Annotated in this window: 28 protein-coding genes; 13 read left to right on the top strand and 15 right to left on the bottom strand. The window is 61.1% G+C overall.

The window, feature by feature from the left end; genetic code table 11:
- The first annotated feature begins 110 nt into the window (after nt 1–110).
- Complete coding sequence (gene sstT, locus AC0J41_RS08360; protein WP_473015144.1) at nt 111–1,343, top strand: serine/threonine transporter SstT; 1,233 nt, start codon at nt 111–113, stop codon at nt 1,341–1,343.
- A 74-nt stretch (nt 1,344–1,417) separates the two neighbouring features.
- On the opposite strand, the gene AC0J41_RS08355 is transcribed toward sstT, so the two are convergent.
- Nucleotides 1,418–1,927 carry a DUF1993 domain-containing protein gene (locus tag AC0J41_RS08355; protein ID WP_025108902.1) on the bottom strand — a complete coding sequence of 170 codons (510 nt, stop codon included), beginning with the start codon at nt 1,925–1,927 and terminating at the stop codon, nt 1,418–1,420.
- Between the two features lie 125 nt (nt 1,928–2,052).
- Here AC0J41_RS08355 and AC0J41_RS08350 point away from each other — a divergent pair, with 125 nt between their 5' ends.
- Nucleotides 2,053–2,697 (top strand): YceH family protein, encoded by a 645-nt coding sequence (locus AC0J41_RS08350; RefSeq protein WP_025108901.1) that lies wholly within the window; start codon nt 2,053–2,055, stop codon nt 2,695–2,697.
- Between the two features lie 115 nt (nt 2,698–2,812).
- Here AC0J41_RS08350 and AC0J41_RS08345 read toward each other — a convergent pair whose 3' ends face one another.
- Together AC0J41_RS08345 and AC0J41_RS08340 are read right to left on the bottom strand one after the other, a co-directional pair.
- Complete coding sequence (locus tag AC0J41_RS08345; protein ID WP_025108900.1) at nt 2,813–3,331, bottom strand: cupin domain-containing protein; 519 nt, start codon at nt 3,329–3,331, stop codon at nt 2,813–2,815.
- A gap of 179 nt (nt 3,332–3,510) precedes the next feature.
- The gene (locus AC0J41_RS08340; RefSeq protein ID WP_473015142.1) at nt 3,511–4,329 is read right to left on the bottom strand and encodes a shikimate 5-dehydrogenase; all 819 of its coding nucleotides are present in this window, start codon (nt 4,327–4,329) and stop codon (nt 3,511–3,513) included.
- A 256-nt stretch (nt 4,330–4,585) separates the two neighbouring features.
- Here AC0J41_RS08340 and AC0J41_RS08335 point away from each other — a divergent pair, with 256 nt between their 5' ends.
- From AC0J41_RS08335 to AC0J41_RS08325, 3 genes are all read left to right on the top strand, one after another.
- Nucleotides 4,586–4,930 carry a hypothetical protein gene (locus AC0J41_RS08335; RefSeq protein ID WP_025108898.1) on the top strand — a complete coding sequence of 115 codons (345 nt, stop codon included), beginning with the start codon at nt 4,586–4,588 and terminating at the stop codon, nt 4,928–4,930.
- A gap of 229 nt (nt 4,931–5,159) precedes the next feature.
- Complete coding sequence (locus AC0J41_RS08330) at nt 5,160–5,354, top strand: hypothetical protein (RefSeq protein WP_025108897.1); 195 nt, start codon at nt 5,160–5,162, stop codon at nt 5,352–5,354.
- Nucleotides 5,355–5,456: 102 nt separating this feature from the next.
- A complete protein-coding gene (locus tag AC0J41_RS08325) occupies nt 5,457–5,639 on the top strand; it encodes a hypothetical protein (protein ID WP_025108896.1) in 183 nt (60 codons plus the stop codon).
- Here AC0J41_RS08325 and AC0J41_RS08320 read toward each other — a convergent pair.
- Together AC0J41_RS08320 and AC0J41_RS08315 are read right to left on the bottom strand one after the other, a co-directional pair.
- Complete coding sequence (locus tag AC0J41_RS08320; protein ID WP_473015140.1) at nt 5,636–6,697, bottom strand: AI-2E family transporter; 1,062 nt, start codon at nt 6,695–6,697, stop codon at nt 5,636–5,638. The genes AC0J41_RS08325 and AC0J41_RS08320 overlap by 4 nt on opposite strands.
- A 110-nt stretch (nt 6,698–6,807) precedes the next feature.
- Entirely contained in the window at nt 6,808–7,494 is a 687-nt protein-coding gene (locus tag AC0J41_RS08315; protein ID WP_473015139.1) for a cysteine hydrolase family protein, read from the bottom strand.
- A 192-nt stretch (nt 7,495–7,686) separates the two neighbouring features.
- Here AC0J41_RS08315 and trhP point away from each other — a divergent pair, with 192 nt between their 5' ends.
- Entirely contained in the window at nt 7,687–9,030 is a 1,344-nt protein-coding gene (gene trhP / locus AC0J41_RS08310; protein WP_473015138.1) for a prephenate-dependent tRNA uridine(34) hydroxylase TrhP, read from the top strand.
- On the opposite strand, the gene AC0J41_RS08305 is transcribed toward trhP, so the two are convergent.
- On the bottom strand, nt 9,021–9,887 hold the full coding sequence (locus AC0J41_RS08305; protein ID WP_473015978.1) for a LysR family transcriptional regulator: 867 nt from the start codon (nt 9,885–9,887) through the stop codon (nt 9,021–9,023). The genes trhP and AC0J41_RS08305 overlap by 10 nt on opposite strands.
- A gap of 101 nt (nt 9,888–9,988) precedes the next feature.
- Between AC0J41_RS08305 and AC0J41_RS08300 the strand changes: the two genes are divergently transcribed.
- Nucleotides 9,989–10,882, top strand: a complete 894-nt coding sequence (locus tag AC0J41_RS08300; RefSeq protein WP_029977406.1) for a DMT family transporter — start codon at nt 9,989–9,991, stop codon at nt 10,880–10,882.
- A gap of 85 nt (nt 10,883–10,967) precedes the next feature.
- Here AC0J41_RS08300 and AC0J41_RS08295 read toward each other — a convergent pair whose 3' ends face one another.
- Entirely contained in the window at nt 10,968–11,840 is an 873-nt protein-coding gene (locus AC0J41_RS08295) for a LysR family transcriptional regulator (RefSeq protein WP_473015136.1), read from the bottom strand.
- Nucleotides 11,841–12,000: 160 nt separating this feature from the next.
- Here AC0J41_RS08295 and ampC point away from each other — a divergent pair, with 160 nt between their 5' ends.
- Complete coding sequence (gene ampC, locus AC0J41_RS08290) at nt 12,001–13,167, top strand: class C beta-lactamase (protein WP_473015134.1); 1,167 nt, start codon at nt 12,001–12,003, stop codon at nt 13,165–13,167.
- Nucleotides 13,168–13,235: 68 nt separating this feature from the next.
- Here ampC and AC0J41_RS08285 read toward each other — a convergent pair whose 3' ends face one another.
- Nucleotides 13,236–13,817, bottom strand: a complete 582-nt coding sequence (locus AC0J41_RS08285; protein WP_025108888.1) for a DUF4174 domain-containing protein — start codon at nt 13,815–13,817, stop codon at nt 13,236–13,238.
- A gap of 208 nt (nt 13,818–14,025) precedes the next feature.
- Here AC0J41_RS08285 and AC0J41_RS08280 point away from each other — a divergent pair, with 208 nt between their 5' ends.
- Nucleotides 14,026–14,490 carry a GNAT family N-acetyltransferase gene (locus AC0J41_RS08280; RefSeq protein ID WP_473015133.1) on the top strand — a complete coding sequence of 155 codons (465 nt, stop codon included), beginning with the start codon at nt 14,026–14,028 and terminating at the stop codon, nt 14,488–14,490.
- Nucleotides 14,491–14,505: 15 nt separating this feature from the next.
- Here the strand turns inward: AC0J41_RS08280 and AC0J41_RS08275 are convergent, their stop codons facing one another.
- The 4 genes from AC0J41_RS08275 to AC0J41_RS08260 all read right to left on the bottom strand — a co-directional run bounded on the left by AC0J41_RS08275 (nt 14,506) and on the right by AC0J41_RS08260 (nt 17,887).
- Nucleotides 14,506–14,820 (bottom strand): hypothetical protein, encoded by a 315-nt coding sequence (locus tag AC0J41_RS08275; protein WP_025108886.1) that lies wholly within the window; start codon nt 14,818–14,820, stop codon nt 14,506–14,508.
- 9 nt (nt 14,821–14,829) lie between these two features.
- Nucleotides 14,830–15,615, bottom strand: coding sequence for a sulfite exporter TauE/SafE family protein (locus AC0J41_RS08270; RefSeq protein ID WP_025108885.1), 786 nt, complete (start codon nt 15,613–15,615; stop codon nt 14,830–14,832).
- A 228-nt stretch (nt 15,616–15,843) separates the two neighbouring features.
- Nucleotides 15,844–17,058, bottom strand: coding sequence for an MFS transporter (locus AC0J41_RS08265; RefSeq protein WP_473015130.1), 1,215 nt, complete (start codon nt 17,056–17,058; stop codon nt 15,844–15,846).
- Nucleotides 17,059–17,137: 79 nt separating this feature from the next.
- Entirely contained in the window at nt 17,138–17,887 is a 750-nt protein-coding gene (locus tag AC0J41_RS08260) for a hypothetical protein (RefSeq protein ID WP_473015129.1), read from the bottom strand.
- A 281-nt stretch (nt 17,888–18,168) separates the two neighbouring features.
- Between AC0J41_RS08260 and AC0J41_RS08255 the strand changes: the two genes are divergently transcribed.
- The 3 genes from AC0J41_RS08255 to AC0J41_RS08245 all read left to right on the top strand — a co-directional run bounded on the left by AC0J41_RS08255 (nt 18,169) and on the right by AC0J41_RS08245 (nt 20,794).
- Nucleotides 18,169–19,326: an aldose epimerase family protein gene (locus AC0J41_RS08255; RefSeq protein ID WP_473015127.1), complete on the top strand. Its 1,158-nt coding sequence runs from the start codon at nt 18,169–18,171 to the stop codon at nt 19,324–19,326.
- A 147-nt stretch (nt 19,327–19,473) separates the two neighbouring features.
- Nucleotides 19,474–20,295, top strand: coding sequence for an aldo/keto reductase (locus AC0J41_RS08250; RefSeq protein ID WP_473015126.1), 822 nt, complete (start codon nt 19,474–19,476; stop codon nt 20,293–20,295).
- Nucleotides 20,296–20,323: 28 nt separating this feature from the next.
- On the top strand, nt 20,324–20,794 hold the full coding sequence (locus AC0J41_RS08245; protein ID WP_025108880.1) for a DUF1810 domain-containing protein: 471 nt from the start codon (nt 20,324–20,326) through the stop codon (nt 20,792–20,794).
- Here the strand turns inward: AC0J41_RS08245 and AC0J41_RS08240 are convergent.
- Nucleotides 20,759–23,119 carry a DNA polymerase II gene (locus tag AC0J41_RS08240; RefSeq protein WP_473015124.1) on the bottom strand — a complete coding sequence of 787 codons (2,361 nt, stop codon included), beginning with the start codon at nt 23,117–23,119 and terminating at the stop codon, nt 20,759–20,761. The two genes, AC0J41_RS08245 and AC0J41_RS08240, sit on opposite strands and share 36 nt — an antisense overlap.
- 208 nt (nt 23,120–23,327) lie before the next feature.
- On the opposite strand from AC0J41_RS08240, the gene AC0J41_RS08235 reads away from it, so the two are divergent.
- Nucleotides 23,328–23,768, top strand: a complete 441-nt coding sequence (locus AC0J41_RS08235; protein WP_025108878.1) for a CBS domain-containing protein — start codon at nt 23,328–23,330, stop codon at nt 23,766–23,768.
- 130 nt (nt 23,769–23,898) lie between these two features.
- Here the strand turns inward: AC0J41_RS08235 and AC0J41_RS08230 are convergent, their stop codons facing one another.
- Nucleotides 23,899–24,522 (bottom strand): glutathione S-transferase N-terminal domain-containing protein, encoded by a 624-nt coding sequence (locus AC0J41_RS08230; RefSeq protein ID WP_025108877.1) that lies wholly within the window; start codon nt 24,520–24,522, stop codon nt 23,899–23,901.
- A gap of 70 nt (nt 24,523–24,592) precedes the next feature.
- Nucleotides 24,593–25,681: a DUF1615 domain-containing protein gene (locus tag AC0J41_RS08225; RefSeq protein WP_025108876.1), complete on the bottom strand. Its 1,089-nt coding sequence runs from the start codon at nt 25,679–25,681 to the stop codon at nt 24,593–24,595.
- Between the last annotated feature and the right edge of the window lie 143 nt (nt 25,682–25,824).

The following is a 25,824-nucleotide window of genomic DNA, read 5'->3' as shown; positions in this document are numbered from 1 at the left end:
TAATGCCGTTGGTAGCGCACCAACCCTTTCGGTTCGTGCCGGTGACCTGCCCCCGATGTATCACCGGCTGCACGCAACCTTGCACCCTATAAAAAACCAGAGATGCCGTTATGACCGCTTCATCCCCTTCTCTATTGCAACGCCTGAAAAATCTCAGCCTGGTCACGCAGATCCTGATCGGCCTGATTGCCGGCATCGCACTGGCGCTGTTCGCCCCGGAAGCGGCGAAAGGCTCGGCGTTCATCGGCAAAGTGTTTGTCTCGGCGCTGAAAGCCGTGGCACCGATTCTGGTGTTTGTGCTGGTGATGGCCTCGATTGCCAACCACAAGCACGGTCAGGAAACCCATATCCGGCCGATTCTGTTCCTGTACCTGCTCGGTACCTTCGCGGCGGCCGTGGTCGCGGTTGTCGCCAGCATGGCATTCCCTTCTCACCTGGTGCTGTCCACCGACAACGTGGCAGTGACGGCGCCGGGCGGTATCGCTGAAGTCCTGCAGAGCCTGTTGCTGAGCGTGGTCGATAACCCGGTCAGCGCGCTGATGAACGCCAACTTCATCGGCATTCTGGCCTGGGCGATCGGCATGGGCGTCGCCATTCGCCATGCCGGCGTCACCACGCGTGAAGTGGTCGGCGACCTGTCCAACGGTGTGACGCTGATCGTACGCGTGGTGATTCGCTTCGCTCCGCTGGGGATTTTCGGCCTGGTGGCCTCGACTCTCGCCACCTCGGGCTTCGGCGCGCTGATCGGTTACGCGCACCTGCTGGCGGTTTTGCTGGGCTGCATGCTGTTCGTGGCGCTGGTAATGAACCCGCTGATCGTGTTCTGGAAACTGCGCCGCAACCCTTACCCGCTGACCCTCAAGTGCCTGCGCGAGAGTGGCATCACCGCGTTCTTCACCCGCAGCTCGGCGGCGAACATTCCGGTCAACCTGGAACTGAGCAAGCGTCTGGGTCTGCACGAAGACACCTACTCGGTCTCGATCCCGCTCGGCGCGACCATCAACATGGCCGGCGCGGCAATCACCATCACCGTGCTGACCCTGGCCGCCGTACACACACTGGGCATTGCCGTGGACATTCCGACCGCGATCCTGCTCAGCCTCGTCGCCGCGATCTGCGCCTGTGGCGCCTCGGGCGTGGCCGGCGGTTCGCTGCTGCTGATCCCGCTGGCGTGCAGCCTGTTCGGCATCCCGAGCGAAATCGCCATGCAGGTGGTGGCGGTTGGTTTCATCATTGGTGTGCTGCAGGATTCGGCTGAAACCGCGCTGAACTCCTCTACCGACGTGCTGTTTACCGCTGCGGCTTGCCTGGGCGAAGAAGCGAAAGCCCAACGCACCGCATAACCGCCGTCCCGCACGGGAAATGAAAAAGCCCGCCAAGGCGCAAACCTTGGCGGGCTTTTTTGTTGCCGGGTGTTTTAGTACGCGCCCATGAAATCGCGTTTACCCACTTCAACACCGTTGTGACGCAGCAGCGCGTAAGTGGTGGTGACGTGGAAGAAGAACTGCGGCAGACCGTAGCTCAGCAGGTAAGCCTGGCCGCTGAAGCGCTTTTCTTTCGGGGTGCCCGGACGGGTAACGATCTCGATGCCTTCCTTGCCGTTGATCTGCTCGGGCTTGATCTCGCCGATGTAGGCCAGGACCTTGGCGATCAGCGCCTGCAGCTCGGCGAAGGTGGTTTCGGTGTCGTCATATTTCGGGATCTCGACTTCGGCCAGACGCGAAGAAACGCCCTTGGCGAAGTCGACGGCGATCTGTACCTGGCGCACCAGCGGGAACATGTCCGGGTACAGGCGCGCTTGCAGGAAGGCGTTCGGGTCGATGTTTTTCTCGGTGGCGTGGGCTTCAGCCTTTTTCAGGACATCGCTCAGGGCGTTGAGCATTTGTTGAAAAACCGGGACGGATGCGGCGTACAGGGAAATGGTCATGGCAGTCTCGTGTGGGGGCTGGGTGGAACGTGGAGGCGATTATAGCCATGCTTGATGACCACACGGCTTGCCTTTTGTTAGCCAAGGATTAGGCTAGGCGCCTTCGACTGCAGAGGGAACGCGCGATGACCACCGAACTTGAAACCATCACCGACGAACCACGGCTCAACGCCACGGAAATCCGCATTCTGGGTTCGCTGATCGAAAAACAGGCCACCAGCCCGGAAACCTACCCGCTGACCCTCAACGCACTGGTGCTGGCCTGCAATCAGAAAACCAGCCGCGAACCGGTGATGAACCTGACGCAGGGCCAGGTCGGCCAGAGCCTGCGGGCGCTGGAGAGTCACGGTTATACCAAGCTTGTCATGGGCAGTCGCGCTGATCGCTGGGAGCACAAGATCGACAAGGCGCTGGAGTTGGTGCCGGCCCAGGTGATTCTCACCGGGCTGATGTTTCTGCGCGGCCCGCAGACGGTCAACGAACTGCTGACCCGCAGCGGGCGCATGCATGATTTCGAAGATGCCGAACAAGTGGTGCATCAGCTTGAGCGCCTGATCGCGCGCGGGCTCGCGGTGTTGATCCCGCGTCAGGCCGGTCAGCGTGAAGACCGCTACACCCACGCACTGGGCGATCCGGCGGACATCGAGGCGATTCTGGCGGCGCGGCACAATCCCGGGGAACGCGCGAGCGGCGGTGTTTCGGTCGAGCGCATCGAGGAGCTGGAAGCACGGATCGCCGCGCTGGAAGAGCGCCTGGCCCGCCTCGAATAGCACCACAATCCGTTGTAGGCGTGAGCCTGCTCGCGATTGCGGTGGCTCATTCAAAAATTCATTGCCTGACAGGCCACCATCGCGGGCAGGCTCACGCCTGCATGGGATCTACGGATTATTCGCCATCCCAGTAATCCACCCCATCCGCCAGCCGCGCCACGGCGACGAAGCCTGACGCATTGCCCTGGGCATCGACCTTGAAGTTATCCATCACCGCGTATTTGTTGGAGTCCGGATACTCACAGATGTCCGGCTGTTGCTGGGTACTGACCGCCAGATAACGCAACTCGGCGTCACTGGTGTTGATGATCTGATGCGCCATTTCGGGGCCGCCCGGCGGACAGGCAATCACATCGCCCTCGCGGATCGGGAAGCGTTCGGAGCCCAGGCGCACTTCGCCCGCGCCCGCCACCACATAGAACATCTCTTCATTGACCCGATGACTGTGAAACGGACTGCCGCGCATGCCCGGCGGAAGTGCGTACAGCCGATAGCCCAGTTTCTGCGCGCCCAACTGCTGGCCGATGCGGGCCATGCGTTGCTGGTAACGAGCCGCGGTTTCGCCTTCGGGGGCGAGGGCTTCGGGTAAAGGTTCGAGTTCGACCTGGTGCAGGTTGAGGATGGGCGGATGCATGGGGAGCCTCGATCAGGTTTTTATGAGGGGGCAAGTCTTTGCTTGCTGATATCGCAGTATAGGTAACCCGATCTGAGACCGGGTTGCTGCCTTCGCGAGCAGGCTCGCTCCCACAGGGCCATGCATTTCATTGCAGGAGTGAGCCAGCTCGCGATGAGGCCAGTCCTGCATACACGCAATCAACTACGTGCAAACGCCACCGCTGCCGCAAACTGCTCTTCAGTCGGTCGCACACCCGTGTACAACACGAATTGCTCCAGCGCCTGGATCGCAATCACTTCCAACCCGGTAATGACCTTTTTACCCTCAGCCCGGCCACGCACGATCAGCGGCGTTTCCGACGGAATCGCCACCACATCAAACACGGTGTCAGCCGCCTTGATCACTTCAGGCGCGAACGCCAGTTGCCCCGCCTCCGGCCCACCGTCCATGCCCACCGGTGTGACGTTGATCAGCATTTGCGGACGTTCTTCGCCCAGTTCCGCCTGCCAGCGATAACCCAGCGAGTCCGCCAGTGCCCGGCCGGCGCGCTCATTGCGCGCCACGATCAAACCGTTTTTGTAGCCACCATCGCGCAAGGCGCTGGCCACCGCTTTGGCCATGCCGCCGCTGCCGCGCAGGGCGAACGTCGTACCTTGCGGCACCGCGTGGGTTTCCAATAACTGCGCGATGGCAATGTAATCGGTGTTGTAGGCCTTGAGGTGGCCCTGGGTGTTGACGATGGTGTTGATCGACTGGATCGCCGCCGCCGACGCATCCAGTTCATCGACCAGCGCGATGCACGCTTCCTTGAACGGCATCGACACGCCGCAGCCACGAATCCCCAGTGCGCGAATTCCGCCCACGGCACCCGACAGGTCCTGACTGCTGAACGCCTTGTAATAGAAATTCAGGCCCAACTGCTCATACAGATGGTTATGAAAGCGCAGACCGAAATTCCCCGGGCGCCCGGACAGGGACATGCACAGCTGGGTGTCTTTGTTGGGATTCATCTGCATGAAACTTCTCCTTCAAACGGACTTTCGGATGGACGGAGTTAGCCATTCCATCGGGTTCTGAACGATCATGAGCGCCTGTCTGCAACGGGCCGCGTGCCCCTTTGACCCACCGGTAAAGAAGCCGGTACAGACCTTACACAAAATTTACCCAGCGGCTGTGCTGATTTTCAGAATTTCGCTGTCATAGAAGTATCCCCGCGACAACTTTGGGCCTGGTGCAGGCCCGGACGCCGGGTCGAAGAACCGAGGAATTATCATGATTCGTAAACTCCCCATCGTGGCCTTGTTGATTGGTGCATTCGCTATCACAGGTCAGGCAGAAGCCCACGGCGGTGGCTGGCAGGGTCCGGCAGTATTTGGTGCGATTGTCGGCTCGGCCATCATCGGCTCGGCATTGATCAATCAGGACCGGCCGGTCTATGTGCAACAGCCTGTTTACGCTCAACCGGCACCGGTTTATGTGCAACAGCCGCCGCCACCGGTCTACTACCAGCCAGCCCCGGTTTACGTGCAACAACCGGTTTACGTGCCGGGCCCGGTTTACTACGGCCCACCACGCGGTTACTACGGCCACCCGCACTACTACGGTGGTCGCTGGTAACAGCAATACGAAGCCCCGCTTTATAGCGGGGCTTTTTTATGACCGTCGGTCGGGCAAAGTCTGAAAAAATCTTGTAAAGGTCGCTGTCGGGACAGTTTGAACCGTTAAAGTCGGCATGATGGACTTGACCGTTGGGGGCAAATCGCAAAACGGTCATTTATTTGTCATGACGGAACCGCAATCTGAATCCGTCCGTAAACAACAGGTTGATAACAACAAGGACGACTGTATGCCTACTCAAAACCCGCACCGCATCGTCGGCTTATGCACCTCAAGCAAGGTGTACAGCGCGCTGACCGAACTCAAGCACCTGGAAGGCCACCGCTGCGCCAAGTTTCTTTCGCTATTGGCCGAGAATCTGGTGCACAAGGGCCTGCTCAATGAGCGCGAAGTGGTGCACATGCTTGATCAGGTTGTCGACTGAAACAGTCCTCACTGTTATCAATGACGACTATCGAAAGCGTTGATTGTCCCTGAGCGCAGCGAATCCATAAGGTAGCTCCATAGATTGATGGAGGTACTTTTCATGGCTCAGGTTCAAATCATGTCCGTTATCGGCAGCGCTGTTCCCGCCTCCCTCAGAGCGACGGGATTGCTCGCCTGCTGGTATCTGGTGCGCGACGGCGAGCCGATCAGTGGCCCGCTCACGTCGCTGCCGGCGGCGCAGGCCCTGTCGCAGAAAATCGTCAGCGCGCCGTTCCACGCTTAAGGCAACTGGACTTTCGGTTTGGTCTCGATGAACAGCGCCCAGCTGGACATGAACAGCGCCGCGATCAGCGGCCCGATCACGAAACCGTTGAGGCCGAACACCGCCAGGCCGCCAAGGGTCGAGATCAGAATCATGTAATCGGGCATGCGGGTGTCCTTGCCCACCAGAATCGGCCGTAGCACGTTGTCGACCAAGCCGATCACGAAGACCCCGAACAACCCCAGCACCACGCCCTGCCAGATCATCCCGCTGAGCAGGAAGTACACCGCCACCGGCGCCCAGACGATCCCCGCCCCCACTGCCGGCAGCAGCGACAGAAACCCCATCAACACCGCCCACAGCAACGCGCTGGGGATATCGAGAAACCAGAAAATCGCCCCGCCCAATGCGCCCTGAGTGACCGCCACCACCAGGTTGCCTTTCACGGTCGCGCGCACCACCCGATTGAATTTCAGCTGCAAGCGGCGTTTCTGGTGCTCCTCCAGCGGCACGGCGGTGCGGATCTTGCGCACCAGTTCGGCGCCATCGCGCAGAAAGAAAAACAGCAGGTACAGCATGATGCCGAAGCTGACCACGAACTCGAACGTGCCCTGGCCGAAACTGAACGCCTGAGTGGCCAGCACCTGGCTGCCCTGCATCGACGCCTTGACGATTTTCTCGCGCAGCCCGTTGAGTTCGCCCATGCCGAAGCGGTCGAGCAAGTGCTGAAAGTACGGCGGCAGGCTGTGTTTGAACTGTGCCAGATAGGCACCGATGTCCAGTTGGCCACTTTCGATGTTGTTGTACAGCGTCGCGCCTTCCTGGACCAACAACACGCTGAGGATGATCACCGGCAGAATCGCGATGATCAGGCAAATGCCCAGCGTGCATAAAGACGTCAGGTTGCGTTGCCAGCCGAATTTCTGCTGCAAACGGCGTTGCATCGGCGCAAACAGTATGCCGAGGATCACCGCCCAGAACACCGCGCCGTAGAAGGGCAACAGAATCCAGATGAAAGCGACCGTCACCAATAACAGCAACACGGTGAGGGATTTGAATTGCAGGGTTTTCTCGTTCATGTCCGATCCATGTCAGTCAGGCGTCTCGCACGCCCCGCAACTTAGTCCGCCGGGGCGCGCGCGAGTGCCATCTTTGTTCATGGAGCATAGTTGCCGAACGGCAAACGCCGTCAGCGCACTGGCAACTGCACAATCTGCTCGGTGCTGAGCACGTCGCCGAAGGTGTCTTCGACTTCTGCCAGTGCCGCCTTGTGCAGGGAGTCCTTGTCGATGGACACGCCGTTGATCCGGGTGATGGCGCGGGTCGCCGAGGCATCGGCGGCGACGATCACGTTGTAGCCCAATGGCGCGGCATCCCGTGCCGCACCCGCTACACAAGCGTGGGTCATCAGGCCGGAAATGATCAGCGTCTGGATGCCGGCTTTTTTCAACTGCTGGTCAAGGTCGGTACTGGCGAACACGCTGACGGTGCTCTTTTGCAGCACCACATCCCTGGCCCGTGGCTGCATGTCCTTGTGGAACTTTACCGTCTCGCCATCGATGGCGAACACCGCCGAACCCGCCGGCGCGACGTGCTGTACGTGATAAACCGGGATTTTGTGGCGGTCGGCGAAGGTGATCAGTTCACGGGTTTTCGCCAGGGCGGCAGCACCGTCCGGGATCGGCATCCTGCCGCTGAAGTATTCATTCTGGAAATCGATCACCAGCAGTGCCGATTTGCCGGCCGGCAAATGATCGACCGGTGTCGCGCCAGACATCGCCCGAATGGTCGGGTGGTTGTCGGCCATCGCTGCGGTGCTGGCCAACACACCGGAAAATGCACAAGCGGCAAGCCAACGACGAGTGAAGTTCTGCATGGGATGTTCCTGCTTCGGTTGAGTGGATGCGCCCATCTTAAGAAGCCTGCACTGCACCGAACACAGTGAAACCTGCACATGATCTGTGCTTGTTCTGCACAGATCAGCGCGACCTGCGCAAAGGTAGATCCAGATCAATACTCCACGATGGCAGCTGCACTACCCTGCCGCGCTTTTGCGACCGATGCCGCCATGATCCCTGACCTGCCCCTCGCCGTCCCGGAACTGCTTGCCCCCGCCGGCACCCTGAAGAACATGCGCTACGCCTTCGCCTACGGTGCCGATGCGGTCTACGCCGGGCAGCCGCGTTACAGCCTGCGGGTGCGCAACAACGAGTTCGACCACGCCAACCTCGCACTCGGCATTCGCGAAGCGCAGGCTCAGGGCAAGCGCTTCTACGTGGTGGTCAACATCGCCCCGCACAACGCCAAACTGAAAACCTTCCTCAAGGACCTGGCGCCGGTGATCGAGATGGCGCCGGACGCGCTGATCATGTCCGACCCGGGGCTGATCATGCTGGTGCGCCGGCACTTTCCACAGATGCCGATCCACCTCTCGGTACAAGCCAACACGGTGAACTGGGCAAGCGTCGAGTTCTGGCAGCAACAAAGACTGAGCCGGATCATCCTCTCGCGGGAATTATCGCTGGAGGAAATCGGCGAAATCCGCGAGCAGGTGCCAGGCATGGAGCTGGAAGTGTTCGTTCATGGCGCGCTGTGCATGGCCTACTCCGGGCGCTGCCTGCTGTCGGGCTACATGAACAAGCGCGACGCCAATCAGGGCACCTGCACCAACGCCTGCCGCTGGAAATACTCAGCGCAGCAGGCCACGGAAAATCAGCTCGGCGAAATCGTGCAGACCTTTCAGCCCGAGCCGACGCTGGGCATCGGTGCACCGACCGATCAAGTGTTCCTGCTGCAGGAAGCCAATCGCCCGGACGAACTGATGCCCGCATTCGAGGATGAGCACGGCACTTACATCATGAACGCCAAGGATCTGCGCGCGGTGCAGCACGTCGAGCGCCTGGCCCGCATGGGCGTGCACTCGCTGAAGATCGAAGGCCGCACCAAGTCGCACTTCTATTGCGCGCGCACCACTCAGGTCTATCGCCGGGCGATCGACGATGCCGTGGCCGGGCGCGAGTTCGACCGCAGCCTGATGACCGATCTCGAGTCACTGGCGCAGCGCGGCTACACCGAAGGCTTCCTGCGCCGGCATGTGCATGACGAATACCAGAATTATCAGAACGGCAGCTCGGTGTCGGAGCGCCAGCAGTTCGTCGGCGAGTTGACCGGCGAGCGCCGCGACCGGCTGGCCGAGGTCAAGGTGAAGAACCGCTTTGCACTGGGTGATCACCTGGAGCTGATGACGCCCAAGGGCAATTTCCACTTCGATCTGCACCAGTTGCAGAGTGCCAAGGGCGAGGCCATCGAAGTCGCCCCGGGCGATGGGCACACGGTGTATCTGCCGATTCCGGATGCGGTGGATTTGCGCTTTGGATTGTTGATGCGCGATGTCACCGGCTCTCAGGCCTGAAACTCCTCGCGCAACATCGCTACAAATGCCTCACGCGCCGGGTGCACCCCGGCGTTTTCGTGCCAGTAGAACAGGTTTTCGATGGCCGTCAGCTCGGGGAATTCGTAGCCGACACACCCGGCCCCTTTGGCGTATTGCTCGTACACGCCTTTGGGCACCAGCGCGACCCCGGCACCGGCACTCACGCAACCGACAATCGCCCCGTAACTCGCCAGGCTGACAATCGGCAGCGCCTGCCCCTGACGCAACAGCCAGTGCTCCAGTGCCGCCCGATATGGACAGCCCTGCGGCCACATGAACACGGTCTTGTCCTGCAGATCGTGGATGTCGCGCACCGTCCCGAATGACGTCGAGGCAATCAGCAACAGCTCCTCGCGGTACATCGGTGTGCGCTTGAGCTGCGAGCGCTCGACATCCACCGCAACGATGGCGCCGTCGAGGCGATGGCTGACGGTGTCGTCGAGCAACTGGCCCCAGGTGCCGGTGGTCAGTTCCAGCGCCACCTGCGGGTAGCGCTGATGAAATTTCGCCAACAGCCGAGGCAAACGCCCGGTGGCCGAAGACTCGATGGCGCCAATGCGCAGCGGGCCGGACGGTTCGGCAGCGGGATCAACTGCACGCTTGGCTTCGGCGGTCAGCGCCAGAATCTTCTCTGCATACGCCAGAAACGTCTGCCCCGCCGGGCTGATTCGCAGCCCGCGCCCTTCGCGCAGAAACAGCGCGACACCCAGTTCCGCCTCCAGCGCCTTGATCCGCGCAGTGATGTTGGACGGCACGCAAAACAACTTTTCAGCGGCCCGGACAATGCTGCCCTCATCGGCCACGGACTTGAACATGCGGATCTGTGCCAGCTCCATACTCATCACTCAAAGTGAACATTGAGCACAGTATAAGTCAGTTGTGGCGAATGATTTCGCGCCCGGATACTCGGCGCATCAACCTCACTGGTGCGCTCATCATGTCGTCCCCCTCCCCTTTGAAAGTCGTTCTGGCCATGGTCTTCGTGGTCGCCTGCTGGGCCTATTCGCCGACCGGCATCCATCTCGGACTGCAAGCCTATGAACCCGGCCATCTGGCGTTGCTGCGGTTTCTCCTGGCATCGCTGTTCATGGCGCTGATCGCGGCGTTCAAGGGCATTCGCCTGCCGCAACGACGCGACGTGCCGCTGCTGTTCGCATTGGGGTTGTTCGCGGTCAGCCTGCATCACGTGGCGCTGAACATCGGCCAGCAAAGCGTCAGTGCCGGCGCCTCCAGCGTACTGGCGCAAACCAGCCCGCTGTTCAGTACGCTGCTGGCGCGCTACCTGTTCAAGGATCAGGTCAGTGCCTGGCGCTGGAGTTGTGTGCTGCTGGGGCTGATCGGCGTGGTGATCGTGGTCAGCGCCGATCGGGGCCTGGGGCGGATCGATGCGCATGGCTTGCTGATCCTGCTGGCAGCGCTGTCGTGGAGCATTTATTTCGCTCTGCAGAAACATCACGCGCGGCGTTATGACGGTTTTAGCCTTGCGTGTTACGCGGTGTGGTCGGGGACGCTGCTGTTGCTGATTTACCTGCCGGGGCTGAGTGACGCGGTGTTGAAGGCGCCGCTGCGGGTGCAGTGGGCAGTGCTGGCATTGGGGATATTTCCCAGTGCGCTGGCGTATCTGGCCTGGGGCTTTGTGCTCAAGCATGTGGATTTGAGCCGGGCGACGATGAGCCTGTACCTGATTCCGCCAACGGCGATGGCCTTTGCTTCGGTAGGTCTGGGCGAGCAGCCGTCGCTGATGGTGCTGGTAGGGGCTGCCGTGGTGTTGATCAGTGTGCTGGCGTTGAATCTGGAACGGCGGGTGGTGGTGCGACCGGTTGAAGTCTGATCGAGGATCTTTAGTGAGGCGAATGACCTTATCGCGAGCAGGCTCACTCCTACAGCGCGCGCATTCAACCTGTGGGGGGGGTGTATCAGGCGGAGATTTGTAGCATCCACTGTTTGAACGCGCTCATCGCCGCCGTTTCCGGCCGCGACTGCAATCGTGTCAGCCAATAGCTGCCGGTGGTGATTTCAATCGCGAACGGCTGGCAAATCAAGTCCGCCGCCAGTTGCCGGGCGAACATCAACGGCGGCGCCAGCGCCACCCCGCTGCCCTGCAGCGCGGCCTCCATCATTGCCAGCGATGAGTCGAACACAATGCTCTGTGGCGGCGCGGCGTGGGTCGCCAGGCCGGCAGCGTGAAACCACTCTGGCCATTCATCGGTGCGATAGGAGCGCAGCAGACGCTGTTGCAGCAGGTCTCCCGGCGTGTGCAGTTGCCGGGCGATTTCCGGTACGCACAGCACCGACAGCGGCGCCTCGATCAGTCGCGTTGCCTCAATGCCATGCCACGCCCCGGCGCCGAAACGAATCGCGTAATCCAGCCCTTCAGCAGCGACGTCGACCCGGTTGTTGTGGGTCGACAGGCGCAAATCAATCAGCGGGTGGGTTGCCTGAAAGTCCGCCAGCCTGGGCAACAACCAGCCGACCGCGAACGTCCCCACCGCCCCGACGGTCAACGTTTCGCGGTACTGTCCACCGGCCAGTCGTTCGAGCATCTGCGCAATGTGATCAAATGAAGTGGTCAGCACCGGCAGCAGGGTTTCGCCTTCACCGGTGAGCATCAACCCACGCGGCAGGCGCTTGAACAGGGTAACGTTGAGTTGCGCCTCGAGGCTTTTGACCTGATGGCTCACCGCCGCCTGGGTCACGCACAGCTCCACGGCAGCGCGGGTAAAGCTCAGATGCCGCGCCGAAGCTTCGAATGCGCGCAGTGCATTGAGCGGCAATTGCGGTCGAATCATGCCCAGTCCCAAATTTTTCTAATGGCTCATGCGAAAATTCATCGTTTGTCGATTGCCCCCGGACTGCCTAAATTGACGGCGCTGATCAGCCGCCCAACGGGAAAATCGCCCGCAGTGTAGCGGGATAACACCATCAACACTCATGGAAAGTGGTTCACTCATGTCCTTCATCACCCCGAGCAAAGTCATTTCCTGCAGCGCCGTCGGCCTTATTTTCGGCGCCACCGCGTGCATCGCCGCCACGCCCAGCGACGAGCAACTGCAAGTCCTGGTGAAAAACACCGTGGCCCCGGTGATGCAGCAACAGCACATCCCCGGCCTGGCCGTGGCCATCACGATTAACGGCCAGGCGCATTACTTTAACTACGGCATTGCCGCCAAGGACACCGGACAAGCGGTCAGTGAAAACACCCTGTTCGAAGTCGGCTCAGTGAGCAAGACCTACACCGCGACACTCGCCGGTTATGCCCAGGCCACTGGCAAACTGGACTTGGCGACCCAGGCCAGCCATCTGTGGCCGGACCTCAAGGGCAGCGCCTTCGACAACATCAGCGTGTTGCAACTGGGCACCTACACCGCTGGTGGCCTGCCGCTGCAATTCCCGGCCGAAGCGGATTCGGCGGACAAGATGCTCGGTTACTACCAGCAGTGGAAACCGTTGTATCCGGCCGGCAGCCATCGCCTGTATTCCAACCCGAGCCTGGGCCTGTTCGGCTACCTGGCGGCGAAAAGCCTTGGCCAGCCGTTTGATCAGGCGATAGGCGAAACCCTGCTGCCAAAACTCGGCCTGCAACACACCTACCTGCAGGTGCCGGCGTCCGAAGAAAAACTCTACGCTCAGGGCTATGACAAGAACGACCAGCCGGTGCGCGTCAGCCCCGGCGCACTGGATGCCGAAGCCTATGGCATCAAGACCAGCGCGGCGGACCTGTTGCGTTACGTGCAGGCCAACCTGAAACCGGCCGGCCTTGAACAACCGCTGCAACACGCCATCGCCAATACCCACACCGGGTACTACACCGTCGGCGACATGACCCAGGGTCTTGGCTGGGAACGCTACCCCTACCCGATCAGCCTCGCGCGGCTGCAAGCCGGCAACTCCACGGAAATGGCCATGGAGGCGCACAAGGTCACATGGCTGGCCTCACCACAGCCTGAACCGGCCAATGTGCTCTACAACAAAACCGGCGCCACCGGCGGTTTCGGTGCCTACGTGGCCTTCGTGCCGTCGAAAGACCTCGGCATCGTGATTCTGGCGAACAAGAACTACCCGAATGCCGAGCGGGTGAAGATTGCGCATAGCATCTTCAGTGCACTGACTGACTAACGCTCAAAAGCAGCGAAAAAAATGGGCGACCTGTGCAGGTCGCCCATTTTTTGTTTCAGGTCGCGGGATTAGTCATCCGGCATTTCCGGTGGCTTGGCGGGTTTTGCGGGTTTCGCTGGTTTGGCCGACTTGGCGCCCTTGTCGCCTTTTTTGGCTGAAGGCTCAGCGGCAGCGGCGGCGGTTTCGGCCACGGTCGGTGCGCTGATGTCTTTCTCACTCGCCGGCAGCGCATCCACCGTGTCGAAGATTTTCTTCAGATCGACCGACTTCGCTTCATCGCCCGAGGCCGACAGCTTGGTCTCGCCGTCCTTGCCCAACAGGAACACTTTCGGATACGCCCCCGCGCCCAGCTTCAGCGAGCGCAGCAGGGCCATGGTGTCCTGCTGGCCGAGATCCTTGCCGTCAAGCTGACCGGCCATATTGAGGATGGTGTAGACCTTGATGTTGCGATCGGTGACGCCCTTCTTGTTCGCCGGATCTTCCAGCGACTTTTTCAGGCCTACCCACACCGGATCGACGGTGCTGGAGGCGATGACGATCAGCGGTCTGGATCGGCCCATGTCCCCGGCGATGGGCGAATCGTTTTCTGCGGCGAACAAGGGGCCGGCAATCGCCAGCAAGAGTGTCAGGGTCAGTGACCTGATGAGCATGCGCATCTCCTTTTGATATCCACGCTCTAATGATTGCGCATCGTGGCGATTGTTCCGGGCATGCCCGGCAAATATGTTTCGCCTTGTCAGAAGCTTAGGACAGCCACGACATTGCGCAACATCATCGGCGTGATCGCAATGGGGATTTGATTACCTTTTATGAGCACAGTAGGGTGGCTGCTCTGCCGACGAAATGGAGTTCACCCGCATGCACATCGATTATCTGTGTGACCATCCGCACCTGATTGAGGAACTGGCCGAGCTCAATTTCAAGGAGTGGGGCCAATTCCGCCCCGCAGACACCCTTGAGGCCCGGACCAATCGTATGCGCGCGGCTTGCGGCAAGGGCACGATCCCAAGCGTGGTGGTGGCCATTGAAGACGGCAGGTTGCTCGGTGGCGCTCTGCTGATCGCCAGCGACATGAAGATCCGCCCGCAACTGACGCCGTGGCTGGCAGGGGTCTATGTGAAGGCAGAAGAGCGCGGACGTGGCGTCGCTTCGCAACTGGTCAACAGGATCGTCGATGAAGCCGCCGCACTTGGCGTCTCGCAGCTGTATCTGTACACCGACGCCGCGCAAGCGCTGTATGCGCGCCTGGGTTGGGAGGTGGTCGAGGATCTGGTGTACGACGATCTGCCGGTGACGGTGATGACGTTTGTCATCCAGCGTTGATCCTTTGACGAGGAGTCAGCCCAGCGCGGACTCCAGCATTGCAGCATCGACAAGGCGCCCGGCAATCCTGAGCTGTCCGTCCTCCAGGCTGACACTCAGCGTTAGCGCCGGGCCATCCCCCGGATACTTGCGCAGCACCAGATCAATGCCACTGGCCGTTTCGTCGGCCGTGGACAGCAGATCCCACAGGCTGTCACTCAGATCCAGCAGCACCCGCCCGCTCTGTTGATCGACCACGCGCGGCGCATACAGCCAATGGCTCATGCGCATTTCCCGGGGGGCGACGGTGATGGCCAGACGCTCGTTGCAATGCAGGGTGGTTTCGCTCATGGCAATCGATCAGAACGCCAGTTTGTAGCCGATCAACAGCAGCATGGTCGCCAGGCACGGGCGCAGCAATTCATCGGAAATGCGCCCGGTGAGATGGCTGCCGAGCCAGATGCCCGGCAGCGAACCCACCAGCAGGAAACCCAGCACGCCCCAATCCATGTTGCCCATGCTGGCGTGGCCGAGGCCGGCGACCAGGGTCAATGGCACGGCATGGGCGATTTCCGTGCCGACCAGACGTCGGGTCGGCAGCAACGGATAAAGGATGAACAACGCCACGGTGCCCAGAGCGCCGGCACCGATCGAGGTCAGAGCAACCATGGTGCCAAGGATCAGACCGGTGATCACGGTCATCACGTTCAGGCGCACGCCACTCGGGTTGTAGTTGCCGCCAGCGCGTTTGTGGGCGAATGCCAGCAAGCGCTTCTTGAACAGAATCGCCAGCGCCGTGGCGAACAGCACGAAGCCCAGGGCTTGCTTGATGATCGCGTTCATCGCGTCGGGTGCAGTGTGCAGGGTGCTGAGGAACCACAGGGTCATGGCAACCGCCGGCACGCTGCCGAGGGTCAGCCAGCCGGTGATGGCCCAGTCGATGTTGTTGTTCTTTTTATGAACGAGCACGCCACTGGATTTGGTAATGGCCGCGTACAACAGGTCGGTGCCCACTGCGGTTGCCGGGTTGATGCCGAACCACAGCAGGATCGGCGTCATCAACGAACCGCCGCCGACTCCGGTCATACCGACAATAAAACCCACCACCAACCCGGCGATGACCAGGCCGAAATTTGCCAATTCCATTAAGACGTCCAGAAAAACGACAGGAAAAATCTGGCCCGCAGCATAGCGATTTTTCATATAACCACATATATCGATGCGGTCTATGGTTATGCCTTCCCGCTACACCCCCTATCCGCTGTGGGAGCGGGCTTGCTCGCGAAGGGGGCGTAGCAGTCGACGCATGAGTTGACTGACAAGCCGCTTTCGCGAGCAAGCCCGCTCCCACAGGGTGATGCGGTGTTTGGTAGATCAATGCACGCGCCGGCCCGGTTTGAAGCTGTGATGACGGTTGATCCACACCGTCGCCAGTGCGATCAGCGACAAAATCAGCAGCGCCCACGGAAACGACATCGCCCCCGCCCGGTCCAGCAGCAACCCGCCGAACAAGCCACCGCCGGCAATCGCCACGTTCCAGGAGGTGGTGAGCATCGCCTGTACCACGTCCACATGCTCCCCGGCCGAGTCCGCCGCTGCCGTCAGCAGTAACGTCGCCGAGCCGCCGAACGACAGGCCCCACACGGCCATGCAGGCGTAGATCAGCCACGGCGACGGTGCCACCAGCGCCAGCACCAGTGCGGTCACGGCAAACACCGCGAGGCTGATCAGGGTCAGCCAGCGTAACCAGCGATCCACCAGCACGCCGATGATCCAGATTCCCACCAGCGAACACAGGCCGAACACCAGCAGCACCAGATCGACCCGCTCGGCCAGTCCGGCCTGCATCAGAAACGGTGCAATGTAGGTATAGAGAATGTTGTGCCCGAGCATCCAGGTCAGGACCACGAACAGCACCGGTCGCACGCCCGGCAGACGCAGCGATTGCAGCAACGGCAGGCGCTCGACGCTGGCCTGGCCCGGACGGTCCGGCACCGCAATGACGATCCACGCCGCCAGCACCAATGCCAGCGCCGACATGATCCCGAACGAAGCGCGCCAGCCGATCAGGTTGCCCAGCCAGGTTCCCGCCGGAGTGCCCAGCGACAGCGCCACCGGGGTGCCAAGCATGGCGATCGCCAGTGCTCGCCCCTGCTGATGCACCGGCACGATTCCCCGCGCGTAACCCGCCATGATCCCCCACGACAGCCCCGCCGCCATCCCGGCGAGGAACCGCGAGGCCAGCGTCAGGCCGTAGTGGCTGGAGAAGGTGGTCACCGTGTTGAACAGCAGGAAACCACCAACCGTCATCAGCAGCACCCGCCGCCGTGGCCAGCCTCGGGTGGCCACGGTCAGCGGGATCGCCGCGACAATCGAGCCCAGCGCATACAGGGTCACCAGTTGCCCGGCGAGCACTTCGCTGACCCCAAGCCCTTCGCCAATTTGTGGCAGCAGTCCGGCCGGCAGTGTTTCGGTGAGGATGGCGATGAAGCCGGTCATGGCGAACGCCAGCAACGCCGCGTATGGCAGTTTTTCGCTGCGGGCGGCGTGATCGATGCGGGTGAATTCGGTGCTTGCGGAGTCGGTCATGACAGGTGCAGCTCCCTTGGAGTCAAGATGACGGAAGATTGTATACAAACCATCCGGCCGCCACTCTACCCGACTCGGCTTACTGCACCGGCAAAAAATTCAGGAACAACAGACTTTGCGCGTAATTCAGGCCAATGCGCCGGTAGCGCTCGTCGAGCATCTGCGTCAGCAAGTCGAGCCGCGCGACGATCTTGCCGAACTCGGTGGCAAAACTGAGGTTACTGCCCTCCTCCGAGATTTCATTGGAGAACAGCAGCGGCTGACCTTCCTTGTTCTGCCGCTGGGACAGAATCCACGTGGCTTTCTCGATGTTGCGCGCCGCGTTGTGGACGAAGGTCGGGTTGATCGCATCGGTCATATAGAACTCGATGCGATTGCCGTGGGCGGTGACCAGCATGCTGCCGATGGCATAGATGAACGCGCCGACCCGGTCACCGAGAAATTGCGGACTCATCGCGTAACTGAGCGCCGCCAGATCCTTGCGCCCGCCCAGCACTGGCAACGGTTGCTGCTGCTCGACCGCCAGGCGTACCTGTTTCACGGCGGTGTTGATGTCGAGGAAACCCGACTTGCGCAGTTCTTCCGGATTGCGCAAATACAGTTTGCCCATCAACCGGTAAAGGCTGTTGAGGTTGTCGCGCATCGCCAATGTGGCCATGCGGTCGACACTGGTCTGCAGGAATTCCTGCGGCTGCCCCTCACGTATCTGAGCGATGAAACCGTTGCCGTCCTGGTGGCTGCAACCGCTGAACAACAACGACAACAGGCACACCAGCAGCAGGCACGGGCGGCGAACAACAGCAGCGATCAGGTCACAAACACTCGGCATGAATTCTCGAACGGGCACATTCCTGCGCGGCGGGCGTCGCCGCATCCTGGCCATGGATAGAGCCGGTAATTGCGAAAAAGTGCAGTGGCGGGTTGGCTCAGTCGATTTTTGGCGAACGAACGCCAAGCAAATTAGTCAGTCTTTATTGTTGATATAAACGATTAACCCGCTATAAATTTTTACCTGACAACTATTTAGTCCGACTAATTTCGACATCCATCCATTCGGTTTTACCGATGGAACGTCGCGCTCGAAAACAACAACAAAAAGGAAGGTCAACCATGCATCATTCCCGTCACCTGCTTTGCGGTATAGGACTGTCCCTGATGATCGCCACTGCCAGCGCCCACGCCAGCGGCCTGACTGCTGAACACAAAACCTTCGGCAAAACCAATGACGGCACGCCTGTCGAGCAGTACGTCCTGCGCAACAGCCACGGCATGCAGGCGACTGTCATTACCTACGGCGCGACCCTGCAATCGCTGCTGGTACCGGACAAACACGGCAAGTCTGCCGATGTGGTGCTGGGCTTCGACGATGTTCAGGGCTACCAAAAGGGCACGGCGTATTTCGGTGCGACCATCGGCCGTTTCGGCAATCGCCTGGCCGACGGCACGTTCGAACTCGATGGCAAGCGCTATCAGGTGCCGCAGAACGACAAATCCAACGCCTTGCACGGCGGCACGCTGGGTTTTGATAAAAAGGTCTGGAAAGCCGAGCCGGTCAAAGACAAGGATTCAGTCGGTGTGACCCTGACCTACCTGTCGGCGGACGGTGAAATGGGCTTCCCCGGCAACCTCACCACGCAAGTGACCTATCGCCTGACCGACAGCAACGAACTGCGCATCGACTACAAGGCCAGCACCGATAAACCGACGGTGCTGAACCTGACCAACCACAGCTACTTCAACCTCGCCGGTGCCGGCAATGGCGACGTGCTGAAACAGCTCGCCACCCTGCATGCCAGCCGTTACACGCCCGTGACCGGCAAACTGATCCCGACCGGAGAACTGGCCCCTGTGGCTGGCACGCCGATGGATTTCACCCGGCCCACCGCCATCGGCGCGCACATCAAGGCCGATCACCCGCAGCTGAAATTCGCCGAACCGAAACAGGGCGGCTTTGATTTCAACTGGGTGCTGGATACCAACGGTGAGGTGAGCAAGGTTGCCGCCGAGGTCAGCGATCCGCATTCCGGGCGCCATTTGCAGTTGTTCACCAGCGAGCCGGGCGTGCAGTTCTACACCAGCAACTTCCTCGATGGCACGGTCAAGGGCAAGGGTGGCAAGGTCTATCCGCACTGGGGCGCGTTTACCCTGGAGACCCAGCACTATCCGGATTCGCCGAATCAGCCGGATTTCCCAAGCACGCGTCTCGATCCGGGACAGACTTACCACCACAGCGTGGTGTTGAAGTTTTCCGCGAAAGAGCCTGCCTGACACCCGCAAAGGGTGAAGCGGGTTCCTGTGGCGAGGGGATTTATCCCCTCGCCACAACCCCGATTTACTTCCTTTCTGGAAGCCATTGGAACCCCTGGGCTATCCTGCTGCCCACCAAGGTATCGACCATCAGCACAGGAGGTTTGAATGCGTACCCTCGAACTGGCAGGCGTGCAGGTTCCGGTCATCGGCCAGGGCACTTGGCGCATGGGCGAAGACCGCTCGGCGCACAAGCGTGAAGTAGCGGCGCTGCGCCAAGGCATCGAACTCGGCATGAGCCTCATCGACAGCGCAGAAATGTACGCCGAAGGCGGCGCCGAATCTATCGTCGGCGAAGCCATCGCCGGCCTGCGCGACCAGGTGTTCCTGGTGAGCAAGGTCTATCCGCATAACGCCAGCCGCAAAGGCATCCCGCAAGCGTGCGAGCGCAGCCTGCGCCGGCTCGATACCGATTACATCGACCTCTATCTGTTGCATTGGCGCGGCCAGTATCCACTGGAAGAAACCGTCGAAGCCTTCGAGCGTTTGCGCGCGGACGGCAAGATCGGCCGTTGGGGCGTGTCGAATTTCGACGTCGACGACCTACAAGAGCTGGCCTCCCCGGCCTGCGCGACCAATCAGGTGCTGTATAACCTGGAAGAGCGCGGCGTCGAATTCGATCTGCTGCCCTGGTGCCAACAGCAGCGCATGCCGCTGATGGCGTACTGCCCGATTGGCCAGGGCGGTGCGATGCTGGCTGAACCGGTGCTGAACAAGATTGCCGCTCGTCACAACGTGACCCCCGCGCAGGTTTCGCTGGCGTGGATTCTGCGTCAGGATGGGGTGATTGCGATTCCCAAGGCTGTGCGGCCCGAACACGTGCAACTCAATGCACAAGCGGCGCAGTTGCAACTGGACGCCGGGGATCTGGCGGCGCTGGATCAGGTATTCAAAGCGCCACAACGCAAGCAGCGGCTGGCGATGGTCTGAGTCGCTGACCACTGGCGAGGGCTTCGGCATGAGAAGCACTGATCAGTACGACCCGTTCAACCTGCAGCGTTTCGTCCAGGCTCAGGACCCGGTCTTCGAGCGCGTCCAGCGGGAGCTCGACGAGGGGCGCAAGCGCAGCCACTGGATGTGGTTTGTGTTCCCGCAGTTCGCCGGGCTGGGTGGCAGCGAGATGTCCCGGCGCTTCGCCATTCAGTCTGCCGAGGAAGCCCGGGCCTATCTGGCCCACGACCTGCTCGGCGCGCGGCTGCGCATCTGCACGCAGCTGGTGCTGAACATCCGCCAGCGTTCGATTGCCGAGATTTTCGGTCACCCTGATGATCTGAAGTTCCACTCCTCAATGACCCTGTTTGCCCAGTTCAGCGCCGCCGACTGCCCGTTCACGCAGGCTCTGGAACGCTACTTCCACGGCATCCTCGACGAATGGACCCTGCAACTGCTGGATTCAAAACAAGCCCAGTTGCCCCCCGATCAGGGTTGAGAAATCGTCATCGACAAACGGCAGAATCGCATCCGCCACCGGTTGCAGCTGACGGCTGATGTAGTGGTCGTAATCGATCGCGGCACGGCGCACTTCCAGCGGTTCCGGCCCGGCCAGGGTGATGACGTAACTGATCCAGCCACCGTTCTGATACTGCCGCGGGCGACCGTGCTGCGCGTTGTAATCGTCGGCCAGCCGCGCCGCTCGAACATGCGGCGGCACGTTGCGTTCGTAGTCGTCGAGGGTACGGCGCAGGCGCTTGCGGTAAACCAGTCGATCATCGAATTCACCGGCGAGGGTCTTGCGCACGTAATCGCGCACGTAATCCTGATACGGCTTGCGCTGGAAGATTCGCTCGTAGAGTTCCTGCTGGAACTGCCGCGCCAGCAGCGACCAGTCGGTGCGCACGGTTTCCAGGCCCTTGTAGACCATTTCTTCGCTACCGTCGGCGCGGGTCACGAGCCCGGCATAGCGTTTCTTGCTGCCCTCTTCCGCGCCGCGAATGGTCGGCATCAGAAAGCGTTTGTAGTGGGTTTCGTACTGCAATTCGAGGGCGCTTTGCAGGCCGTATTCCTCGCGCACATGCTCGCGCCACCAGTCGTTGACGTGCCTGACCAGCGCCTGCCCGATCTGCGCTGCTTCTTCCTGTCCGTGCGGGCGACGCAGCCAGACGAAGGTCGAGTCGGTGTCGCCGTAGATCACCGCGTGGCCCTGCGCTTCGATGAGTTTGCGCGTGCGCAGCATGATCTCGTGGCCGCGCAGGGTGATCGACGACGCCAGGCGCGTATCGAAAAACCGGCACCCACTGGAACCAAGCACGCCGTAGAAGGCGTTCATGATGATCTTCAGCGCCTGCGACAGTGGCGCGTTGTGCTCGCGCTTGGCGGTCTCGCGGCCTTCGGCGACCCGCGCGACAATCGACGGCAGGCAATGCCGGGTGCGCGAGAACCGCGCACCGCGAAACCCCGGCACCGAATCGGCATCGTCCGGGTGCTGCAGGCCTTCGATCAGCCCCACCGGGTCGATCAGAAAGGTGCGGATGATCGACGGGTACAGGCTTTTGTAATCGAGCACCAGCACCGACTCGTACAGCCCCGGCTGCGAATCCATGACGAAGCCGCCCGGGCTGGCCTGTGGCGGATTGGTGCCCAGGTTCGGCGCCACGAAGCCCTGACGGTGCATCAGCGGCATGTACAAATGGGTGAACGCCGCCACCGAGCCGCCGCTGCGATCGGCCGGCAGGCCGGTGACGCTGGCGCGTTCGAGCAGAAACGTCAGCAATTCGGTCTTGGCGAAGATCCGCGTGACCAGTTCGCAGTCCTTGAGGTTGTACTTGGCGAGCGCCGGTTTGTCCTCGGCAAACATGCGGTTGATTTCGTCCATGCGCTGGTACGGGTTGTCGATCGACTTGCCCTCGCCGAGCAGGGTCTGGGCGACATTTTCCAGGCTGAACGAAGGGAAACTCCAGGTCGCCGAACGCAGCGATTCAATGCCGTCGATGATCAGCCGCCCCGCTGCCGAAGCAAAGTAATGGGTGCGGCTGCCGTGTTCGCGCCACTGCATTTCGTCGCCGCCACGGCCGATTTTCAGCGGTACACCGAGGCGTCGCGCGTGCTCGTGGAGGATGCGCAAGTCGAACTGCACGACGTTCCAGCCGATGATCGCGTCAGGGTCGTGGCGGGCAAACCAGTCGTTGAGTTTCTTCAGGATGACGGTGCGCGAATCGCAGTACTCCAGATCGAAGTCGACGATGCTCGCGTCACCGTTGGGCGCGCCGAGCATGTACACCTGGCGCTGGCCACAGCCCTCAAGAGCAATGGAATACAGCTCGCCGGTTTCCGTGGTTTCGATGTCCAGCGAGACCAGCCGCAGTCGAGGTCGGTACTTGGGATCAGGTTTGAGCTGGGCATTGAGCAAGACGCCGTCGGCATCAGGCGTACCGCCGAACAACACCGGTGCGGTGATGAAACGCTCCATCAGGTAGCGCTCCGGCGGGCGCACGTCGGCCTCGAAGATGTCGACGCCGGCGCGGCTGAGTGCGGTTTCCAGGCGCATCAACTGGCCGTGTTGCTGGCAATACAGGCCGAGCACCGGGCGATGTTCGAAATCCAGCAGGGCCAGCGGGCGCAGTTCGACGTTTTTCTCGTCGTGCAGCAGGCGCTCGGCCGCCTCACGCTGTGCGGCGGGGATAAACGCCACTGACGTCTGCGGCGCCAGGCGCACACGGCGCGGCCCGGCGTCGGTCGCCAGCCAGAACTCGACTTCGGTGCCGGCCGGGGTATCGCGCCAATGCCGGGTCAGGACGAAGCCCTGCTGTAAATCCACCACTGCGACCTCAGGAATTGAATCAGAGGGGCATTCTACGCTGCCCGTCCTGATACAGGGTTTCCCTGTTGACCTGACTCCTGTGGTGATGGGGCAAGAAAATTCGGCAAATGACGTTTTTTGCGTGCTATCTGCCGCTTTGCCACCTTGCCCTGCGCGCAAGGGTCTACGATGCTTGGAGAACAACGACAACACCTGAGTAACCGCCATGAAGACCGTCGCCCAACTGCTCAAGCTCAAAGATCAGAAAAATCAGGAAGTGCACCAGATCAAGCCCGATCACATGGTGCTCGAAGCGCTGATGAAGATGGCCGAGAAAAACGTCGGGGCCTTGCTGGTGGTAGAAGACGACCAGGTAGTCGGCATCATCAGTGAGCGTGATTACGCGCGCAAACTGGTGCTGCATGGGCGCTCGTCGGTAGGCACGCCGGTGCGCGACATCATGGTTTCGCCGGTGATCACCGTGGACACCCATCAGACCGTCGACACCTGCCTGGGCATCATGTCCGACAAACGCCTGCGGCACTTGCCGGTGGTGCAGGATGGCAAGCTGATCGGCTTGCTGTCGATTGGCGACCTGGTGAAAGAAGCGATCGCCGAACAGGCGGAGCTGATCAAGCAGCTGGAGCAGTATATTCGCGGAGAATAGCCCCTCAGAATTCCCCTCCATACCCTGTGGGAGCGAGCCTGCTCGCGAAAGCGTCCTGTCAGTCGCAGCATTTTTGACTGATATAGCGCTTTCGCGAGCAGGCTCGCTCCCACATGGGCTTATAGGGTGTTCAGGATGGCCAATGCCGCGCAAACACCGGTGCCAGCACCGGGTGCCGGTCGATGCGCTGCAACCACGCATAAAACCCCGGGCGGGTCTGGCGCAGGTGTTCGCGACTGCCCGCCCAGCGCGTCACCACCGCCGCCAGCAGATCCAGCGCTCCAGGCGTCTCGTCGTCCAGGTACAGCTCGGCGGAAAACTGGTCGGCAAACACTTCCCAACTCCAGTGCAAGCGCTCACGGGCGCCGGCCATCAGGTTCTGCCGCGAGGCTTCGTCAGGCATCACCAGCCAGCGCTCGGGGTAATCGATGACACCGATGGCCGCATAGCAATTGCTGGCGATGTAGACCATGCCACGAATCGCCTGATCGCGATCGACGGCCTTGGCCGGCAACAGACCAGACTCGGGAAAGCTCAGGCCCAGGTGAATCAGAATCGCCACACTCTCGGTGATCGCACTGCCGTCGGGCAATTGCAGGGTCGGTACCTGTTTCAGTGGATTGAGGCGCGACAGTGCCTCGGCCGCTTCGGTCGAGGCTTCGATATCGATGAAGCGATAGGCGATCTGGCACAACTCCAGTGCCGCTTCGATGGCCGCTGCGCCCGAGTTTCTGTGCCCATAGAGTTGATACATGACGCCTCCCTTTAACTTGTGTGCGCGGTCTTCAGGGTCAACTGTAGCTGCTTCGCTGCCAACGGCAGGTTCAACCCTTGGCCATGCAACGCCTGTAACGCTCATCCACTCGTTTGGCGAACCATGCGGTGGTCAGTTTGCGGGTGATTTTCGGACTCTGCAGCACGATCCCCGGCAATATCGCACGGGGCAATGTCTTGCCTTCCGCCTGCTCGGCCAGCTCGAACACGCGTCGATAGAGCTTGGTTTCCTCGAATGCCAAAGTCTTGCCCTGCTCCAGTTGATCGCGAATGGTCGGGTTGCGCATGCCCAGCGACTTGCCGAGGGTGCGCACCGCCAGCTCGGTGCTGCCGGGCATGATCGAGTCGTAGCGGATCAGATCGCCATCCAGCGCCAGCGCAATGCCCGAGGCGCGGCTGACCGCGTTCTGAAACGCCGCATTGCGACTGGCGTACCAACCGGCATTGAAGTCGGCGAAACGGTACAGCGGTTCGCGGTAACTGACCGGGTAGCCGAGCAAATGGGCGATACCGAAATACATGCCACCACGGCGGGTAAACACTTCATGGCGGATCGTGCCACCGACCGGGTACGGATACGCCTTGGCGTGTTGCTCGGCGAATTCGATGCTGACCTGCATTGGCCCGGCGGTGTGCACCGGGTTGAATCCGCCAAACAGCGTGCGACCCATCGGCACCATGCCGATGAAATCGTCGAAGATCGCGCTCAACTCTTTTTCGCTGCGCGCCGCGCTCAGGCGTTCGCTGTAAGTCTTGCCGGTGGGCGAACGCACCGCCAGGGCGGCGCTGACCAGCATCCCCGGGATGTGCGCCTTGCCGGCGCGGCGGTCGATTTCGTCGCGGGCGATCTTGCCCAGACCCGGCACGGTCGGGTCGACCTGAAAAGTCGATTCCTGCTCGGCCACGGCCAGCACCGAACAGAGGTTTTGCGTGGTCGGACTGATGTCCTGCGCGGCGAACGCGGCGTAGATATCAGTGGCCCAGCCTTGGCGGTCGGGCACTTTTGCCGGCATCAGCCGCACGATCTCGGCCTTCACTTCGGCGGGCGCGCGCGGTACCGCCTCTTGATTGCGCTGGCCGGCGCAACCGGCCAATACCAGCAGTGCGGCAAGGGTGATCAGTAATCGAGGGGGGTGCATAGCGCTCCTTGGCATGCGTTGAGCCGGGTTCACCATACGATCAAAGGTGTGTTGCAGGCTAGGACTGCAACCGCGCAAGCCCCGTTCCCTTGGCACAGTCCGGATACAGGCAGACTCGATAAAAGAGTTTGCAAAACGTTACT

Source organism: Pseudomonas sp. Arb-4-2C, assembly GCF_055755015.1.
This window is presented reverse-complemented; position numbering and strand designations above follow the sequence as displayed.

Excerpts from the sequence above, each read along its gene's own strand:
- AC0J41_RS08295 (WP_473015136.1), bottom strand. The coding sequence starts at position 11,840 with ATGATTCGACCGCAATTGCCGCTCAATGCACTGCGCGCATTCGAAGCT.
- AC0J41_RS08285 (WP_025108888.1), bottom strand. The coding sequence starts at position 13,817 with ATGCTCATCAGGTCACTGACCCTGACACTCTTGCTGGCGATTGCCGGC.
- AC0J41_RS08330 (WP_025108897.1), top strand. The coding sequence starts at position 5,160 with ATGCCTACTCAAAACCCGCACCGCATCGTCGGCTTATGCACCTCAAGC.
- AC0J41_RS08235 (WP_025108878.1), top strand. The coding sequence starts at position 23,328 with ATGAAGACCGTCGCCCAACTGCTCAAGCTCAAAGATCAGAAAAATCAG.
- AC0J41_RS08320 (WP_473015140.1), bottom strand. The coding sequence starts at position 6,697 with ATGAACGAGAAAACCCTGCAATTCAAATCCCTCACCGTGTTGCTGTTA.
- AC0J41_RS08245 (WP_025108880.1), top strand. The coding sequence starts at position 20,324 with ATGAGAAGCACTGATCAGTACGACCCGTTCAACCTGCAGCGTTTCGTC.
- AC0J41_RS08275 (WP_025108886.1), bottom strand. The coding sequence starts at position 14,820 with ATGAGCGAAACCACCCTGCATTGCAACGAGCGTCTGGCCATCACCGTC.
- AC0J41_RS08325 (WP_025108896.1), top strand. The coding sequence starts at position 5,457 with ATGGCTCAGGTTCAAATCATGTCCGTTATCGGCAGCGCTGTTCCCGCC.
- ampC (WP_473015134.1), top strand. The coding sequence starts at position 12,001 with ATGTCCTTCATCACCCCGAGCAAAGTCATTTCCTGCAGCGCCGTCGGC.
- AC0J41_RS08315 (WP_473015139.1), bottom strand. The coding sequence starts at position 7,494 with ATGCAGAACTTCACTCGTCGTTGGCTTGCCGCTTGTGCATTTTCCGGT.
- AC0J41_RS08355 (WP_025108902.1), bottom strand. The coding sequence starts at position 1,927 with ATGACCATTTCCCTGTACGCCGCATCCGTCCCGGTTTTTCAACAAATG.
- AC0J41_RS08340 (WP_473015142.1), bottom strand. The coding sequence starts at position 4,329 with ATGCAGATGAATCCCAACAAAGACACCCAGCTGTGCATGTCCCTGTCC.
- AC0J41_RS08305 (WP_473015978.1), bottom strand. The coding sequence starts at position 9,887 with ATGGAGCTGGCACAGATCCGCATGTTCAAGTCCGTGGCCGATGAGGGC.
- AC0J41_RS08345 (WP_025108900.1), bottom strand. The coding sequence starts at position 3,331 with ATGCATCCGCCCATCCTCAACCTGCACCAGGTCGAACTCGAACCTTTA.
- AC0J41_RS08225 (WP_025108876.1), bottom strand. The coding sequence starts at position 25,681 with ATGCACCCCCCTCGATTACTGATCACCCTTGCCGCACTGCTGGTATTG.
- AC0J41_RS08270 (WP_025108885.1), bottom strand. The coding sequence starts at position 15,615 with ATGGAATTGGCAAATTTCGGCCTGGTCATCGCCGGGTTGGTGGTGGGT.
- AC0J41_RS08280 (WP_473015133.1), top strand. The coding sequence starts at position 14,026 with ATGCACATCGATTATCTGTGTGACCATCCGCACCTGATTGAGGAACTG.
- AC0J41_RS08335 (WP_025108898.1), top strand. The coding sequence starts at position 4,586 with ATGATTCGTAAACTCCCCATCGTGGCCTTGTTGATTGGTGCATTCGCT.
- AC0J41_RS08350 (WP_025108901.1), top strand. The coding sequence starts at position 2,053 with ATGACCACCGAACTTGAAACCATCACCGACGAACCACGGCTCAACGCC.
- AC0J41_RS08230 (WP_025108877.1), bottom strand. The coding sequence starts at position 24,522 with ATGTATCAACTCTATGGGCACAGAAACTCGGGCGCAGCGGCCATCGAA.
- AC0J41_RS08300 (WP_029977406.1), top strand. The coding sequence starts at position 9,989 with ATGTCGTCCCCCTCCCCTTTGAAAGTCGTTCTGGCCATGGTCTTCGTG.
- AC0J41_RS08260 (WP_473015129.1), bottom strand. The coding sequence starts at position 17,887 with ATGCCGAGTGTTTGTGACCTGATCGCTGCTGTTGTTCGCCGCCCGTGC.
- trhP (WP_473015138.1), top strand. The coding sequence starts at position 7,687 with ATGATCCCTGACCTGCCCCTCGCCGTCCCGGAACTGCTTGCCCCCGCC.
- AC0J41_RS08265 (WP_473015130.1), bottom strand. The coding sequence starts at position 17,058 with ATGACCGACTCCGCAAGCACCGAATTCACCCGCATCGATCACGCCGCC.
- AC0J41_RS08255 (WP_473015127.1), top strand. The coding sequence starts at position 18,169 with ATGCATCATTCCCGTCACCTGCTTTGCGGTATAGGACTGTCCCTGATG.
- sstT (WP_473015144.1), top strand. The coding sequence starts at position 111 with ATGACCGCTTCATCCCCTTCTCTATTGCAACGCCTGAAAAATCTCAGC.
- AC0J41_RS08250 (WP_473015126.1), top strand. The coding sequence starts at position 19,474 with ATGCGTACCCTCGAACTGGCAGGCGTGCAGGTTCCGGTCATCGGCCAG.